Origin of the sequence: Streptomyces sp. NPDC048361, from assembly GCF_040651795.1 — a bacterium.
GTDB lineage: Bacteria > Actinomycetota > Actinomycetes > Streptomycetales > Streptomycetaceae > Streptomyces.
Genome location: NZ_JBEZKW010000010.1, coordinates 137,588 through 153,034, shown reverse-complemented (window position 1 = coordinate 153,034; position 15,447 = coordinate 137,588). Strand labels below are relative to the sequence as shown.

The following is a 15,447-nucleotide window of genomic DNA, read 5'->3' as shown; positions in this document are numbered from 1 at the left end:
GGGACAGCGGGCAGCGGGGCGGGGACAGCGGGCAGCGGGGCGGGGACAGCGGGCAGCGGGGCGGGGACAGCGGGCAGCGGGGCGGGGACAGCGGGCAGCGGGGCGGGGACAGCGGGTGGCGGGGCGCGGGCCGCCCTGGTGAGCCTGGTCGATCAGCCGGGGATCGGCGCCGAGGCGGTCGCACGGGTACTCGCCGCCCACCGTTCGGGCGATTCGCTGGCGGCGGCTTCGTACGACGGACGACGCGGCCATCCGGTGCTGTTCGGGGCCGCCCGGTGGGCGGACATCGCGGCGTCCGCGACGGGCGACCAGGGTGCTCGCGCGTATCTCAAGGCCCACGAGGAGGAGATCACGCTCGTCGAGTGCGGGGACGTGGCCGAGCCCTACGACATCGACACCGAGGCGGATCTCGGCCGTCTCCAGTAGACCTGGAGTACACAGGGAGAGACGGGAAAGGCGTCCGCTGACACGGCAATGGTGTCCGAAGACGCGGAGTGAACGGGGTGGCACCCAGCGCCATGGTCCCTCGACTCGGAGAATCTCGACATCAACAAACCATTGAACTTCCACCATGAGGAAACTAGTATCCACTGTTCAGAAGCGCCCGTCAGATCAGCCGGCGCCCACAGTCGTATCTCGGAGCCCTGGCACTGAGTGCCATTTCATGGCGACCCGGCGGCCGTCAGGGCACCGCCCGCGAAGGAGTGACAGCTCATGTCCGCACCAGCGCCGTCCCCGCTGGCCATCGTCGATGCCGAGCCCCTGCCCCGGCAGGAAGAGGTACTCACCGACGCGGCCCTCGCCTTCGTGGCCGAGCTGCACCGGAACTTCACGGCCCGCCGTGACGAGCTCCTCACCCGCCGCCAGGACCGCCGCGCCGAGATCGCCCGCACCTCCACCCTGGACTTCCGCCCCGAGACCGCGGAGATCCGCGCCGGGGACTGGAAGGTCGCGCCGGCCCCGGCCGCGCTGAACGACCGCCGCGTGGAGATCACCGGTCCGACCGACCGCAAGATGACCATCAACGCCCTGAACTCGGGCGCCAAGGTCTGGCTCGCCGACTTCGAGGACGCTTCGGCTCCCACGTGGGAGAACGTCGTCCTTGGCCAGCTCAACCTGATCGACGCCTATGAGCGTCGCATCGACTTCACCGACGCCAAGTCGGGCAAGTCGTACGCCCTGAAGGACGCCGACCAGCTCGCGACCGTCGTCATGCGGCCGCGCGGCTGGCACCTGGAGGAGCGCCACCTCCAGTTCGACGGCCGCCCCGTGCCGGGCGCGCTCGTCGACTTCGGCCTGTACTTCTTCCACAACGCCCAGCGTCTGATCGACCTCGGCAAGGGCCCGTACTTCTACCTCCCGAAGACGGAGTCGTACCTGGAGGCCCGCCTCTGGAACGACATCTTCGTCTTCGCGCAGGACTACGTGGGCGTCCCGCAGGGCACCGTCCGCGCGACGGTCCTGATCGAGACGATCACCGCGGCGTACGAGATGGAAGAGATCCTCTTCGAGCTCAAGGACCACGCGGCGGGCCTCAACGCGGGCCGCTGGGACTACCTCTTCTCCATTGTGAAGAACTTCCGGGACGGCGGCGAGAAGTTCGTCCTGCCGGACCGCAACGCGGTGACGATGACGGCCCCGTTCATGCGGGCGTACACCGAACTGCTCGTCCGCACCTGCCACAAGCGCGGTGCACACGCCATCGGCGGCATGGCCGCGTTCATCCCCTCGCGCCGTGACGCCGAGGTGAACAAGGTCGCCTTCGAGAAGGTCAAGGCCGACAAGGACCGCGAGGCGGGCGACGGCTTCGACGGCTCGTGGGTCGCCCACCCCGACCTGGTGCCGATCGCGATGGCCTCCTTCGACGCGGTGCTCGGCTCCAAGCCGAACCAGAAGGACCGGCTGCGCGAGGACGTCTCGGTGGCCCCCGGCGACCTGATCGCCATCGACTCCCTCGACGCCAAGCCCACCTACCAGGGCCTGGTCAGCGCGGTTCAGGTCGGCACCCGCTACATCGAGGCGTGGCTGCGGGGCCTCGGCGCCGTCGCCATCTTCAACCTGATGGAGGACGCGGCCACCGCCGAGATCTCGCGCTCGCAGATCTGGCAGTGGATCAACGCCGGTGTCGTCTTCGAGGACGGCCAGACGGCCACGGCCGACCTCGCCCGCAAGGTGGCGGCCGAGGAACTCGCCGCGATCCGCGCGGAGATCGGCGAGGAGGCCTTCGCGGCCGGCAAGTGGCAGCAGGCCCACGACCTCCTGCTCCAGGTCTCCCTCGACTCCGACTACGCCGACTTCCTGACCCTGCCCGCTTACGAGCAACTGGTCGGCTGATCACGGCAGTTGCTTCCCCTTGGCTCCGCCCCCGGTACCGCACAGCACCGGGGGCGGAGCCGTTTCGCGTGCAGGCCGCGCCCCGGCGGCCCCGGCTCTCGGGTGTGGGCCCGGTGGACGAGGAGTCCGATGCGCCCCGGGAACCCGATCTCGCCGTACCGCTGCGCGAGCGTTGGGTTGCTGCGACAATCCCGCCGGGGATTCGCCGGGCCCGGAAGGCCGGCGGTCCCCTTGGTGAGGGCTGCTAGGGGGTTGTGGATGCCTGGAGGGCGAGTCGCCATCGTGGGCGGGAGCGTCGCGGGGTGTGCGTCGGCACTCGCCGCGCACCGCGGTGGCGCCGACGAGATCACGGTGTACGAACGGGCGTCGGGCGGCCTGGCCGACCGCGGGGTGGGGCTCGCCGTGCACAACGACCGGTACGCCGAGCTGGAATCCCGCGGATTCCTGACCGCCGCGATGCCCTGGCTCCAACTCTCCAGACGCCGCTGGTACGTTCGCGACGGCTCCGCCCCGATGGGCCGCCTCGTCGGCACCCTGCCCTTCCCCTTCCGTACGTACAACTGGGGCCCGCTCTGGCACGAACTGCGGGCCCGGGTGCCCCAGTCGGTTCGGTTTCGGTCGGGCACGACCGTCGACCGCGTCGAACTCGCGGGCGAAACAGCCGAGTTGATGGGGTCGGACGGGAGCTGCGAGCGCTTCGACGCCGTCGTGGGCGCCGATGGCTACCGCTCGGTGGTGCGCGCGGCCGCCTGCCCCGGCGTACGGCCGACATACGCGGGCTATCTCGCCTGGCGCGGCGCCTTCCCGGCCGAAAGACTCCCCCAGGCGGAGCTCTGGCCGGTCGAGGACTGTGTGTACGCCGTCTTCCCGGGCGGACACGCGATCATTTACCGCATCCCGGACGGCCGGGGCGGCCACCGCGTCAACTGGGTGCTCTACGCGGCGCCACCCTCCGACCACGGGCTCCCCCTCGACTCCCCCACCAGCCTGCCGCCCGGCACCCTGACCGACACCCTGCGCGCCCACGCCCTGTCCATCGCTGGCACACAACTCGCGCCGTTCTGGGGTCAGTTGATGCACCTGACCGAACCGGGCGAGCTCTTCATTCAGCCGATGTACGACTTCACGGCGCCCCGGTACGCGACGGGCCGCCTCGCCCTGGCCGGCGACGCCGCCACGGTGGCCCGCCCGCACACCGGCGGCGGCGCGGTGAAGGCGCTCCAGGACGCCACCGCCCTGGAGTCGGCACTGACCTCGGCCACGAGCTGGCCCGAGGCCCTCACCGCCTACGACGCGAGCCGCGCCCCGGCCGGCCGCGCCATGGTCGAGCTGGGCCGCGCCCTGGGCCACGGTCTTGTCCAGGAGACCCCGGACTGGAGCGCGCTGGACCAGGCCGGCCTGGAGAAGTGGTGGCAACAGGCGGACGGATCTGGCGCGTTCGGCGGGCGCGGGATCTCCTGAGGGGTCGGCGGCCGACCCCGGCCGCGATCACCGCGACCCGCCGCGCCGCCGCTACCGCCGCGCCGCCCTGCTTGCCTGCCGCCGTTGCCGTTGCCGTACCAGCACACCGTCAGGGAACCACCACGGTCGGCTGAGCCGAGAAGTCGCCCCATGTGCCGTCCGGCAGCCTGGCGCGGAGCTTGACGCTGGAGCGGGTGCCCTGCGGATCGGTGAGCGTGAACGTGTACGAGGTGAGGCCGTCGGAGGACTCGGCGCCCGGCGTGGAGGACACGACACCGGGCACGATCGTGGTCGTCGGGCGGCCGTCGAGGAACAGTTGGTACGCCCCGATCGCGCCGCCCGTGCGCGGCGGTACCCAGTGCAGGGTGACGTCCGCGCCGCGGCCGGACGGTGCGCGCGCGATGGTGGCGCGCAGCCCGGTGGGCGCGGTGCTGGGTGGCGCTCCGGGCGCGGCGACGGTGGTGATGTCGACGGCGCCGCTGTCCTGCGAGGCGTTGTCGGCGGCGTCCCGGGCGCGCACGGTGAAGGTGTAGACGGTGCCGGGCTGGAGCCCGGTCAGCCGCGCCGACGTCACGGCGCCGCCGACGCTGTGAATCCGTACCCCCTCCTGGTAGACGTCGTACGCCGTCACGCCCACGTCGTCCGAGGACCGGCCCCAGCTCAGATCGGCCCCGCCGGTGCCGTCCGCACGACCGGTCAGGTGGGCCGGGGCGGTGGGCGGGCGCTTGTCGTCGGGCGTCGCGGCCGGCGTGGTGACGGCGGCGGGGGCGCTGGGGGCCGAGAGGTTTCCCGCGGCGTCGGCGGCCCGCACGGTGAAGCGGTACGCGGTCGAGGCGGCGAGGCCGTCCACGTCGATCATGCTCAGGGTCGCCGGGACCCGCTTGACCGTGGTCCCGTCGCGCCGGATCTCGTACCCGGTGACGGCCTTGTCGTCGGTGGAGCGATGCCACATGACGTGGACCGATGTGGCGCTGCTCGCCTGCGCGGTGACCGCACCCGGCACCGAAGGACTCCGCCGGTCCCGATCGTGCCCCGCCGCGCAGCCGGCGAGCAGGAAGAGGAACACGAGCGACAGCGACAGGAGCGGGGCGATGGCCGGGCGCACGACTGTGACCCGGTGGCTGGTCGTGCGGCACACATCGGCCTCCTGGTGACGTGACGCGCGGACCCACACGGCGCCCGTCGCAGGGCTTGCGCGGCCGGAGGAATCCCCGAATCCACGGAAAGGTCCAGACCTGTATGACACGCCGGAGGTGCGCACGACAAGACCCCTGACACACAACTCCCTTGGTCCGCCGTGCAGTTGCAGTACGGCGGCCCGCTCTCCTCGGCCCTCTCTCCTCGGCCCTCCCGCGGTGGCCCCTCGCGTGCCGGCCCTACCTTCGGGGGTCCTTCCCCCGGCGGCCCTTCCCCCGGCGGCCCTTCCCTCGGCGGCCTCCCGCGGTGGCCCCCCTCGACGGCCCAGGGCACTGCTCCTGGACGCGCCCCGACCGGGAGCAGTGTCCCGGCGCTTCGCGAGGTGCCGCGCGCATCCGCGATGAGTTTCCGGCGCGGGCACGGTCTCCCGTACATGAGCAACGACATGAACGCCCAGCCGGCCCGCCCCGACCTCGGTGCCGCGGCCGCCGAGCTGACTCGCCTCCTCGACGGCGTGGCCGACGATCAGCTGGCCGGTCCGACGCCGTGTCCCGAGTACGCGGTGCGGGAGCTGCTCGCGCACATCCTCGGGCTGAGCGTGGCCTTCCAGGACGCCGCGCGCAAGGAGATGGGCCCCTCGACCAGCACCGCTCCGGGCACGATGGCGCCGCCCGAGCTGCCCGCCGACTGGCGCACATCCCTGCCGAAGAGCCTCGCCGCCATGGCCGAGGCGTGGCGTGACCCGGCGGCCTGGGAGGGCGAGGCCCAGATCGGCGGTCTGCGCCTTCCCGCGGCGGTCACGGGCTGCGTCGGACTCGACGAGCTGGTCGTGCACGGATGGGACGTGGCCCGAGCCACCGGCCAGGCCTACCGTCCGGCCCCCGCCGACCTGGAGGTGTCCTTCGGCTTCCTCGCGCCGTCGAAGGACGACCCGGCCGCTCGTGGCACCGCGTTCGGGCCGGCCGTCGAGGTACCGGACGAGGCCCCGATGCTCGACCGCCTGATCGGGGCGAGCGGACGCAACCCGGGCTGGGCCGCCTGATCGGAGCGAACCGGAAGCGACCCGGGCTGCGCCATCCAGCGGGCGGCCCGGGCTGGGCCGCCTGATCGGAGCGAACCGGAAGCGACCCGGGCTGCGCCATCCAGCGGGCGGCCCGGCTACCCGTGCGCGCGTGCCGTCCAGCGGCGGCCCGGCTACCAGTGCGCGGGACGCACCAGGGACGGCGGGAGCTTCGTCGTCCCGTCGCCCTTCGCCGCGTTCACCTGGGCCTGGGTGAGGAAGAACGCCTCGGTCAGATCGGCGCCGGACAGCGACGCGTCGCGGAAGTCCGCGCCGATCAGGTCGGCCAGGCGCAGATCGGCGCCGCGCAGATCCGCGGCGATGAGGAAGGCGCCCCGCAGGTTCGCGCCGCGAAGATCGGCGCCCCTGAGCCGGGCGCCCATCAGGTCGGCGCCACGCCGGTCCTTCTTCTTGCCCTTGTACTCGGCCCTTACCAACTCACTCGCCTTGAGGAGCAGCTGGTTGACCTGGTCGCGGTGGGCGGCGACATCCAGCTCCTTCAGCGCCTCGGGCGCGAGTCGCGTGAACGCCTCGGTCTCGCCGAGCGCCGCGTGCAGCTCGGTGTGGACGGGCCGGGCCTTCGGCAGGGCGAGCGCTTCGGCGATGTACCAGAGCAGTTCGTGGAGTTGGCGCATCACCGGGAAGACCTCGAACATCGAGGCCGCGGTCTCCGGCGCCGCGCGCCAGTCGCGCCCGCCGAAGGTCTGCTGGGAGACCTTCTGTCCGGCGCCGAAGCAGTCGTACACCGTGCAGCCCTGGAAGCCGCTCGTGCGCAGGTCCCGGTGGATGCCGCAGCGGAAGTCCCGCTGGAGGCTGGGGCACGGCTTCCCGGCCGGCTTGTCCTGCGCGAAGTCGGCCGAGGCCGCGTAGGCGAGGGCCACGCAGCACAGGCCGAAACAGTCGCCGCAGTCGGAGACGAGGGTGAGCCGGGTCGCGCCGGGGGCCGGGGCGATCGCCTCCTGGTTCTCGGACAACGTGCGGGGCTCCTCTGACGGGCGGTGACGGCAGGGCGGGCGGGGACAGCAGCCCGACAGTCTAACCGCCCGCCTGGCGCGGCACCGCGCGGCCGCCTCCACCCCGACACGCCGACACCGCGCGCCCGCCCCCTGCCCCCGCGCCGCACCCCGCCACCGCACCCCGCCGTCGCAGATCACGGCGACCACCACCCCCATCACCCCCAACTTCCCTGTGCCGCAAGGGTGTACGGCCACCACAGACCAATGGTAGGAAAGTTTCCTAACAGAACACCGGGAACGACGAACTCCTTCTGGAGGTCCAGGTGCACACCCCCCACGGCAACACCACCGCACGTCGTACCAAGCTCGCTCTACGCGCCCTGCTCGGCACCGCACTGCTCGCGGTTCCGGTCACGGCGTACGCCGCTGACAACCCGGCCGCCCCGCAGGCGGACAATGCGATGGTGATCAACGCCGCCGCGACCGGGCTCGACGACCCGGCGAAGAAGGACATAGCCATGCAGCTCGTCTCCAGCGCGGAGAACTCCTCGCTGGACTGGAAGGCGCAGTACAAGTACATCGAGGACATCAAGGACGGCCGGGGCTACACCGCCGGCATCATCGGATTCTGTTCCGGCACCGGCGACATGCTCGACCTGGTGAAGCTCTACACCGCGCGGAACCCCGGCAACGTCCTCGCCAAGTACCTGCCGGCCCTGGAGAAGGTCGACGGGACCGACTCGCACAAGGGTCTCGACCCGAACTTCCCCAAGGACTGGAAGACCGCAGCGTCGGAGACGGCCTTCAAGGAGGCCCAGAACGACGAGCGCGACCGGGTCTACTTCGACCCGGCCGTCCGCCAGGGCAAGGCCGACGGGGTCGGCACGCTGGGGCAGTTCATCTACTACGACGCCATCGTGATGCACGGTGACGGCAGCGACCCGACCAGCTTCAGCTCGATCCGCAAGAGGGCGCTCGCCAAGGCCGAGCCCCCGTCGCAGGGCGGAAACGAGACGAAGTACCTCAACGCCTTCCTCGACGCCCGCGTCTGGGCGATGAAGCAGGAGGAGGCGCACAGCGACACCAGCCGCGTCGACACCGAGCAGCGGGTCTTCCTGAAGAAGGGGAACCTGAACCTCGACACGCCGCTCGACTGGAAGGTCTACGGCGACCCGTACCACATCGGCTGACCCGCCCCACCGGTAACGGCGGGTACGGCAGCCTCGCGCCGCCGTACCCGCCGTTTTCGTCCGTTCCACCCGCTACGGTGGCTGGATTCGGCCGAGTTGACCCATTCTCCTTTACGGAACCTTTGCGGCCCGTATTCTCTCGTTCACCAGATCATCACAATCATTCCGAACGCCCGAGAGAGCCGCCGCATGCGCATATCAGAACCAGCCGTCCGCACTCTGCTCATCTCCGGCCTGCTCGGTGCGCTCGCCTTCACCACGACCGGCTGCCAGGACGCGACGCCGAAGACGAAGACGCCGGTGGCCTCGGTGCCGGCCGCGACCCCGTCACAGTCCGCTTCCCCGTCGCCGTCCCCGTCGGCCAGTGAGAGCCCGAGCCCGACGCCGAGCCCGACGCAGACGCGGAGCGCGACACCGGCCGCGCCCCCCGCCGCAACGAAGCCCCCGGCCGCCAAGACCGTCCCGAAGCCCAAGCCCAAGCCCAAGCCGAAGGGTCCGAGCGTGCCGCCGCCGATGAACGGCGGCGGCAACAAGGGCGGCGGCAGCGTCTATTACAAGAACTGCACCGCCGCCCGGGCCGCCGGCGTCACTCCCCTGCACCGTGGCGAGCCCGGTTACGACTCCCACCTGGACCGGGACGGCGACGGCATCGCCTGCGAGTAGCACCCGGGGCCGCATGGCCGCCCGTCAGTGCAGGGCGGCCTCCGGTTCGGCCATGGGCAGCACCTCGGCCTTGTCCTCGGCCTCGGCCCGCCGCGAACCGAAGTGGTTGAAGGCCAGGTTGAGGACGATGGCCACCACACAGCCGGTGGAGATGCCGGAGTCGAGGACGACGAGCATCTTGTCGGGGAACGCGTGGTAGAAGTCCGGCTTGGCGATCGGGATCAGGCCGATGCCGACCGCGGCGGCCACGATGAGAGCGTTCTCGCCCTTTTCGAGGGCGGCCGTCGACAGGGTCTGGATGCCGCTGGCGGCCACCGAGCCGAACAGGACGATGCCGGCGCCACCGAGCACCGGCAGGGGTACGAGGGAGATCACCGAGGCCGCGACCGGGCACAGGCCGATCACGACGAGGATCAGGCCACCGGTCGCCACCACGAATCGGCTGCGCACCTTGGTCATCGCGACGAGCCCGATGTTCTGGGCGAACGCGCTGGCCATGAAGCCGTTGAAGAGGGTGCTGAGCACTGAGCCGAGGGTGTCGGCGCGCAGGCCGGCCGCGATGGTGCGCTGGTCGGCGGGGCGCTCGACGATTTTGCCGAGGGCCAGCATGTCGGCGGTGGACTCCGTCATACAGACCAGCATCACGATGCACATCGAGATGATCGCGGCGACGTCGAACTGCGGGGCTCCGAAGTGGAACGGCGTCGGGAAGCCGACGAGGTCCGCGTTCTTGATGGCGTCCAGGCTGGTCTTGCCCATGGGGATCGCGATGAGCGACCCCGCCACCAGGCCGAGCAGGATGGCGATCTGCTGCATGAAGCCGTGCAGCAGCTTGCGCAGCGCGAGCACGATGACCAGGGTGATCGCGGCGAGCGCCAGGTTGGAGAGCGAACCATAGTCGGCCGCCTTCTCGTTGCCGCCGGACGACCAGTTGAAGGCGACGGGCAGCAGCGAGACACCGATGAGGGTGATCACCGTGCCGGTGACGACAGGCGGGAAGAAGCGGACGAGCTTGCCGAAGTAGGGCGCCGCTATGAAGCCGAGCAGTCCCGCGACGATGACGCCGCCGAGGATGACGGGCATCGCGTCGGCGCCGTGCTCCTTGCCGATGGCGATCATCGGGGTGACACCGGCGAACGAAACGCCGTTCACGAAGGGCAGCTTGGCGCCGATCTTCCAGATCCCGAGGGTCTGGAGGAGCGTGGCGAGTCCCGCGGTGAACAGGCTCGCGGCGACCAGGAAAGCGGTCTCTTTGGTGTCGAGCCCCACGGCGGGGCCCACGATCATGGGCGGGGCCACCACACCCGCGTACATCGCGGCCACGTGCTGGAGGCCGCTGGTGAACATCTTCAGCGGAGGGAGCGTCTCGTCGACGGGATGCTTCTCGCCGTTCTGGGTGGGGCTTGCTGCGATGTTGCGAAACCTGGGCTGTGCGGCCACGGCGGTTCCTCCGGTCGGTTTACACGTCGGCGGTGGACGCGACTGTCAGGGAGGTGGTGCGTTGAGCAACGGAAACAGGTGGTGCGGTGCGATACGAACAGCGCGGCTCGGCTGTCGTGTGGGCGCCAAGGACGGCGCTGTGTGACGGTACGGCACGTGACGGTATGACAGGTGACGGAACGTCAACTGCCGTTCCTTACACGGGACATGAGAACGGGTTTCACCGTTCCGGAGGGTGCGTACGTCCTTGTAGTACGCACCCTCCGGCCCGGCTGCCGCGGACCCCGCTCGGGTCCACGGCGACCGGTCGAGGGCCGTCCCCCTCGACCGGACTCCTTGGGGTCAGGCCTGCGCGGCGATCCGGGCGAGGCGCTGGGCCTCTTCACGGGTCGCCACCGCGATGGCGTCCTCGTCGACCGTGGTGAGGCGGCTGTTCTCGACGATCTGACGGCCATTCACGAAGGAGGCGGTGACCGGGGCCGCGGCACCGAAGACCAGCGCGGTGACCGGGTCGGCGATGGAGGCGTGGGCGATGGTGTCCAGCTTCCACAGCACGAGGTCGGCGAGCTTGCCGGCTTCGAGGGAGCCGATCTCCTCGGCACGGCCCAGCACTTGAGCGCCGCCGTAGGTGCCCAGGCGCAGGGCCTGGCGGGCACCGAGCGCGCGCTCGCGGTGCTGGGCGTTGAGGCGGTTGATGAGCAGCGCGTTGCGCAGCTCGGTGTGCAACTCGCCCGACTCGTTGGACGCGGTGCCGTCGACACCGAGGCCGACCGGGACGCCCGCCTTCAGCATGTCCGGGACGCGGGCGATGCCGGCGGCGAGGCGCGCGTTGGACGAGGGGCAGTGGGCGACGCCGGTGCCGGTGCGGGCGAAGGCGGCGATGTCGGAGTCGTTCATGTGGACGCAGTGCGCCATCCACACGTCGCTGCCGAGCCAGCCGGTCGACTCGAAGTAGTCGGTCGGGCCCATGCCGAACAGTTCCTTGCAGAACTGCTCCTCCTCCATGGTCTCCGAGCCGTGGGTGTGCAGCCGTACGCCCTTGGCGCGGGCCAACTCGGCGCCCTGCTTCATGAGTTCGGTCGAGACCGAGAAGGGCGAGCAGGGGGCGACGGCGACCTGGGTCATCGAGCCGAAGGTGGCGTCGTGGAAGCGGTCGATGGTCTCGGCGGTGGCGGCGAGCGCTCCGTCGAGGGTCTCGACGGCGAAGTCCGGCGGCAGTCCGCCGTCCTTGACGCTGCGGTCCATGGAGCCGCGGGCCAGGGTGAAGCGGACGCCCATCGCGGAGGCGGCGCCGATGATCGCGCCGGACAGGTCACCGCTGTTCCGCGGATAGACGTAGTGGTGGTCCAGGGCGGTGGTGACGCCGCCGCGGGCCATCACCGCGAGGGAGCCCTGGGCCGCGACACGGCCCATCTGCTCGTCGATCCGTGCCCACGTCGGGTACAGCGCGACCAGCCAGTCGAAGAGGTTGTGGTCGGTGGCCATGCCACGGGTGATCCACTGGTAGAAGTGGTGGTGCGTGTTGACCAGGCCGGGGGTGACGAGGTGGCCGGTGCCGTCGATGCGGCGGACCACGTCGGTCAGGCCCTCGGGGGCGGGGCCGGCACCCACCGACTCGATGGTGTTGCCGGCGATCACCAGATGGCCGGATGCATACTCGGTGTCGTTCGCGTCCACGGTTGCGATCGCACAGTTTTCGATGACGATGCGCTGAAGGGCTGCCGAAGGTGCCATGATGCTTCCTTCTTTGCTCAGTGGCGGCTGTGACTTGGGCACGGCAGGACCCTACGAGGATTTGAGTACCGGGGCCGCGACGCGGCTCCGGGTGCCGAGATGATGGAAGAAGAGGTTCAGCAGCACGGCGGTGAGCGCACCGGCGCTGATGCCCGATCCGAGCACGGTCTGCGCCCAGGCGGGGAATCCGGCGTAGAAGGTGGGCGCGGCGAGCGGGATGATGCCCGCTCCGAGTGCCACGGCCACCAGGATGATGTTGGAGCTGTCGTCGAGTCCGGCCTCGGAGAGCGTACGGATGCCGCTCACAGCGATCGAGCCGAACAGGACGATTCCGGCCCCGCCGAGCACGGGCATCGGCACCAGTGAGACGACCGCGCCGAGTACCGGGAAGGCGCCGAGCACCAGGAGGGCGCCGCCCGCGACGGCGACAACGTACCTGCTGCGTACGCGAGTCAGTGAGACGACCCCCACGTTCTGGGCGAACGCGCTGGTGGGGAAGCCGCCGAAGATGGGGCCGAGCAGGGTGGCGATGCCGTCGGTGCGCAGGCCCCGGGCGATGGTGCGTCCGTCGGTGCGGCGCTCGCAGATCTCGCCGATGGCGAGCATGCCGGCGCTGGACTCGGTCATCAGGACCAGCATCACGATGCACAGCGAGAGCACGGCGGCGGGGTGGAACTCGGGTGCGCCGAAGGAGAAGGGCGTCGGCAGGGCGGCGACGGGCGCGGACCTCATCGCGGAGAAGTCGGCCATGCCGAACGGGATCGCCGCGAGCGTGCCGATCAACAGGCCGAGCAGCAGGGCGACTTGGCGCAGGAAGCCACGGGCGAAGCGCTGGAAGAGCAGGATCACCACGAGCGTGAAGGCGGCGAGTGCCAGGTTCTTCATGGCGCCGAAGTCGGCGGCGGTCTTGTCGCCGCCTTGGGCCCAGGAGACTGGTACGGGCATGAGTGTGACGCCGATGAGCGTGATCACGACACCGGTCACCAGCGGCGGGAAGAAGCGCAGCAGCCGGCCGAAGAAGGGACCGACCAGGAGACAGAAGACTCCTGCGACCATCACCGCGCCGTAGATGGCGGGGAGTTGATGGCCTTTGGCGCTGGTCTCGGCGATCGCGAGCATGGGCGCGATACCGGCCGATGAGGCCGCGTTCACGAACGGGAGCCGGTTTCCGGCGAAGTTCGCGACGCCGATGGTCTGCAGGACGGTGGCGAGACCCGCGATGAGCAGACTCGCGGCGATGAGCCGGGTCTGAGCCGCGGTGTCGAGGCCGACTGCCTGGCCGATGATGAGCGGAGGGGTGACAACGCCCGCGTACATGGCGGCGATGTGCTGGAGTGCGGCGGGGACGAGCCGCGAGGCGGGGAGCTTTTCATCCACCGGGTGCACGGCACCGTCGGGTGGGGTGGTACATGGGCCGTCGGCAGGTGCCGGCGCCATTGCGGGCTGTGCCATGAGAATCCCTCCGGTCCAAGCCGTCCCCCGCCCGACTGCGGGCGGGCGGGGGACGGCTCGGGGCCGCGTCAGAGGTTGGTCATGTCGACCGGGATCTGCGGCTCGACGCCGTCACGCAGGACGGTCGCCTCGATAAGACCGTATGGACGGTCCGCCGCGAAGTAGACCTCGTTGTCGTTCTTGAGCCCGAAGGGCTCGAGGTCCACCAGGAAGTGGTGCTTGTTCGGCAGCGAGAAACGCACTTCGTCGATCTCGGACCGGCTGTTGATGATGCGCGAACCCATCTGGTACAGGGTCTGCTGGAGCGAGAGGGAGTACGTCTCGGCGAAGGCCTGGAGCATGTGCTTGCGCACCTGCTCGTAGGACTTCTCCCAGTTGGGCGCCTTCTGCTCGTCGTCGGTCCAGTTGAAGCGCCAGCGCGCCGAGACCTGGGTCGCCAGGATCCGGTCGTAGGCCTCCTGGAGCGTCGTGTACTTGTCCTTGACGTAGCCCCAGAACTCGGAGTTCGTCGAGTTCATCACGACCAGGTCCTTGAGGCCCGAGATAACCTCCCACTTCTCACCGTCGTAGGTGATCTGGGTGACCCGGGTCTCCTGGCCCTTGCGGACGAAGGAGTGCTTGACGTCGTCGGAGCCGATGAACTTCGAGTTGGCCTCGGAGGTCTCGATGCGCTCCCAGGAGTACTCCTCGATGCGGATCCGCGCGATCTTGATCGGCTCCTGCGAGGTCACGAAGTGCCGCGCGAGGTGGATGCCGAACTGCTCGGCGGACTCGATGCCGTACTCCTTGGCGAACGCGTACACCGTGTTCTTGGTGGTGTCGGTCGGCAGGCAGTTGGCGTTCGAGCCGTTGTAGTGCACGTCCTCCATGTCGCCGGAGAGGGCGACGGAGACGTTCAGGTCCTTGATGTGGTGCGTGTCGCCGTCCCGCGTGATCTTGACGACGCGGTTCTCTGCTTTGCCGTACTGGTTCTGGCCGAGAATCGTGGGCATGTCTGCTAGCTCCCTCGGTAAACGGAGTAGCCGAACGGGTTGAGCAGCAGCGGTACGTGATAGTGCTCGCCCGGTGTGACGGCGAAAGTGATCGCCACCTCCGGGAAGAACGCACCGCTGTCCCTTACGCGGGGGGCGTCCTGCTGCGCCTCGGCTTGCTTCTTGGCGAAATACGTCTCGACCTCGAAATCGAGACGTACGTGGGTGGTGCCCTCCGGCAGCGCCGGCAGGTCCTTGCAACGCCCGTCCGCGTCGGTCGCGGAGCCGCCGAGCGGGGTCCACTCGGCGTCATGGCCCGAGCGGGCCGCGAGCGAGATGGCGACGCCCTGGGCGGGGCGTCCGACGCTGGTGTCCAGGATGTGCGTGGACACCGAGGCGGTGGTGGCGGTGCTCATCGGTCCTTGTCCTCTTCTACAAGACGGGTCAGCCGGATTCGGTTGATCTTCCCGAGTTCGGTGCGCACGATCTCGCGCTCCTCCTCCGGGGTGTTGCCGATCCGGGTCTTCACCGCGTCGCGCATCTGCTCGCCGGTGGCGCCGGTCGCGCAGATCAGGAAGACATGGCCGAACTGCTCCTGGTAGGCCAGGTTCAGTTCGAGCAGCTCGGCCTTGAGGGCCTCGGAGGCCCCGGCCATGCCGCGCTGTTCACGTGCGGAAGTGGGGTCACCGGGCTTCGGCCGGCCGATCGGCGGGTGCCCGGCCATCGCCTCTTGAAGATCCTTCACGGTCAGCTCCGCCAAAGCGGCGTCACTGGCGGCGAAGAGGTCCTGCGCGGTGGCGTACGGGCGCTGGGCGAGCACTTTGCCGCCCCACGCCGAACTGGCGCACACCTCGTGGAGCGCGGCGAGAGCCGCACTGTCCTGTGAGGTGTTGAACCGGGCGAGGCCCGGTGTCGAAGTCGTAGTCACGGCGGCCTCCGTGGCCTTGGTGCTGAACGGGCTGCGGATAGCTAACGCCCTGAGAAACATCCCGTCAACACTTTGTTGAAAACTTGGGGTGACAAAAACCGCCGCCCGGGGTCCGGACGGC

Annotated in this window: 14 protein-coding genes; 6 read left to right on the top strand and 8 right to left on the bottom strand. The window is 70.1% G+C overall.

Annotated features, from left to right (window positions below; genetic code table 11):
- The 3 genes from AB0D31_RS08520 to AB0D31_RS08510 form a co-directional block, all read left to right on the top strand.
- Positions 1-426, top strand: a 426-nt coding sequence (locus AB0D31_RS08520; protein WP_362718836.1) for an NTP transferase domain-containing protein, incomplete at its 5' end; no start/stop codon positions are given.
- A 288-nt stretch (positions 427-714) separates the two neighbouring features.
- Positions 715-2,334, top strand: coding sequence for a malate synthase A (gene aceB, locus AB0D31_RS08515; protein WP_362718833.1), 1,620 nt, complete (start codon positions 715-717; stop codon positions 2,332-2,334).
- 258 nt (positions 2,335-2,592) lie between these two features.
- Positions 2,593-3,795: an FAD-dependent monooxygenase gene (locus tag AB0D31_RS08510; protein ID WP_362718830.1), complete on the top strand. Its 1,203-nt coding sequence runs from the start codon at positions 2,593-2,595 to the stop codon at positions 3,793-3,795.
- A gap of 109 nt (positions 3,796-3,904) precedes the next feature.
- Here the strand turns inward: AB0D31_RS08510 and AB0D31_RS08505 are convergent, their stop codons facing one another.
- Positions 3,905-4,861 (bottom strand): fibronectin type III domain-containing protein, encoded by a 957-nt coding sequence (locus AB0D31_RS08505; protein ID WP_362718882.1) that lies wholly within the window; start codon positions 4,859-4,861, stop codon positions 3,905-3,907.
- Between the two features lie 504 nt (positions 4,862-5,365).
- Here AB0D31_RS08505 and AB0D31_RS08500 point away from each other — a divergent pair.
- Entirely contained in the window at positions 5,366-5,974 is a 609-nt protein-coding gene (locus AB0D31_RS08500; RefSeq protein ID WP_362718827.1) for a TIGR03086 family metal-binding protein, read from the top strand.
- A 152-nt stretch (positions 5,975-6,126) separates the two neighbouring features.
- On the opposite strand, the gene AB0D31_RS08495 is transcribed toward AB0D31_RS08500, so the two are convergent.
- The gene (locus tag AB0D31_RS08495) at positions 6,127-6,966 is read right to left on the bottom strand and encodes a pentapeptide repeat-containing protein (RefSeq protein WP_362718824.1); all 840 of its coding nucleotides are present in this window, start codon (positions 6,964-6,966) and stop codon (positions 6,127-6,129) included.
- Positions 6,967-7,271: 305 nt separating this feature from the next.
- Between AB0D31_RS08495 and AB0D31_RS08490 the strand changes: the two genes are divergently transcribed.
- Entirely contained in the window at positions 7,272-8,138 is an 867-nt protein-coding gene (locus tag AB0D31_RS08490; RefSeq protein WP_362718821.1) for a chitosanase, read from the top strand.
- A gap of 189 nt (positions 8,139-8,327) precedes the next feature.
- Positions 8,328-8,801: an excalibur calcium-binding domain-containing protein gene (locus AB0D31_RS08485; RefSeq protein ID WP_362718819.1), complete on the top strand. Its 474-nt coding sequence runs from the start codon at positions 8,328-8,330 to the stop codon at positions 8,799-8,801.
- A gap of 24 nt (positions 8,802-8,825) precedes the next feature.
- Here AB0D31_RS08485 and AB0D31_RS08480 read toward each other — a convergent pair whose 3' ends face one another.
- The 6 genes from AB0D31_RS08480 to uraD form a co-directional block, all read right to left on the bottom strand.
- Positions 8,826-10,241: a nucleobase:cation symporter-2 family protein gene (locus AB0D31_RS08480; RefSeq protein ID WP_362718816.1), complete on the bottom strand. Its 1,416-nt coding sequence runs from the start codon at positions 10,239-10,241 to the stop codon at positions 8,826-8,828.
- A gap of 342 nt (positions 10,242-10,583) precedes the next feature.
- Positions 10,584-11,975 (bottom strand): 8-oxoguanine deaminase, encoded by a 1,392-nt coding sequence (locus AB0D31_RS08475; protein WP_362718813.1) that lies wholly within the window; start codon positions 11,973-11,975, stop codon positions 10,584-10,586.
- 51 nt (positions 11,976-12,026) lie between these two features.
- The gene (locus AB0D31_RS08470) at positions 12,027-13,427 is read right to left on the bottom strand and encodes a nucleobase:cation symporter-2 family protein (protein ID WP_362718811.1); all 1,401 of its coding nucleotides are present in this window, start codon (positions 13,425-13,427) and stop codon (positions 12,027-12,029) included.
- 68 nt (positions 13,428-13,495) lie between these two features.
- Positions 13,496-14,419, bottom strand: a complete 924-nt coding sequence (pucL, locus tag AB0D31_RS08465) for a factor-independent urate hydroxylase (RefSeq protein ID WP_328308240.1) — start codon at positions 14,417-14,419, stop codon at positions 13,496-13,498.
- A gap of 5 nt (positions 14,420-14,424) precedes the next feature.
- Positions 14,425-14,814, bottom strand: coding sequence for a hydroxyisourate hydrolase (uraH, locus tag AB0D31_RS08460; protein WP_362718808.1), 390 nt, complete (start codon positions 14,812-14,814; stop codon positions 14,425-14,427).
- Positions 14,811-15,326, bottom strand: coding sequence for a 2-oxo-4-hydroxy-4-carboxy-5-ureidoimidazoline decarboxylase (uraD, locus tag AB0D31_RS08455; RefSeq protein WP_362718805.1), 516 nt, complete (start codon positions 15,324-15,326; stop codon positions 14,811-14,813). Before uraD ends, uraH begins: the two co-directional genes overlap by 4 nt.
- Between the last annotated feature and the right edge of the window lie 121 nt (positions 15,327-15,447).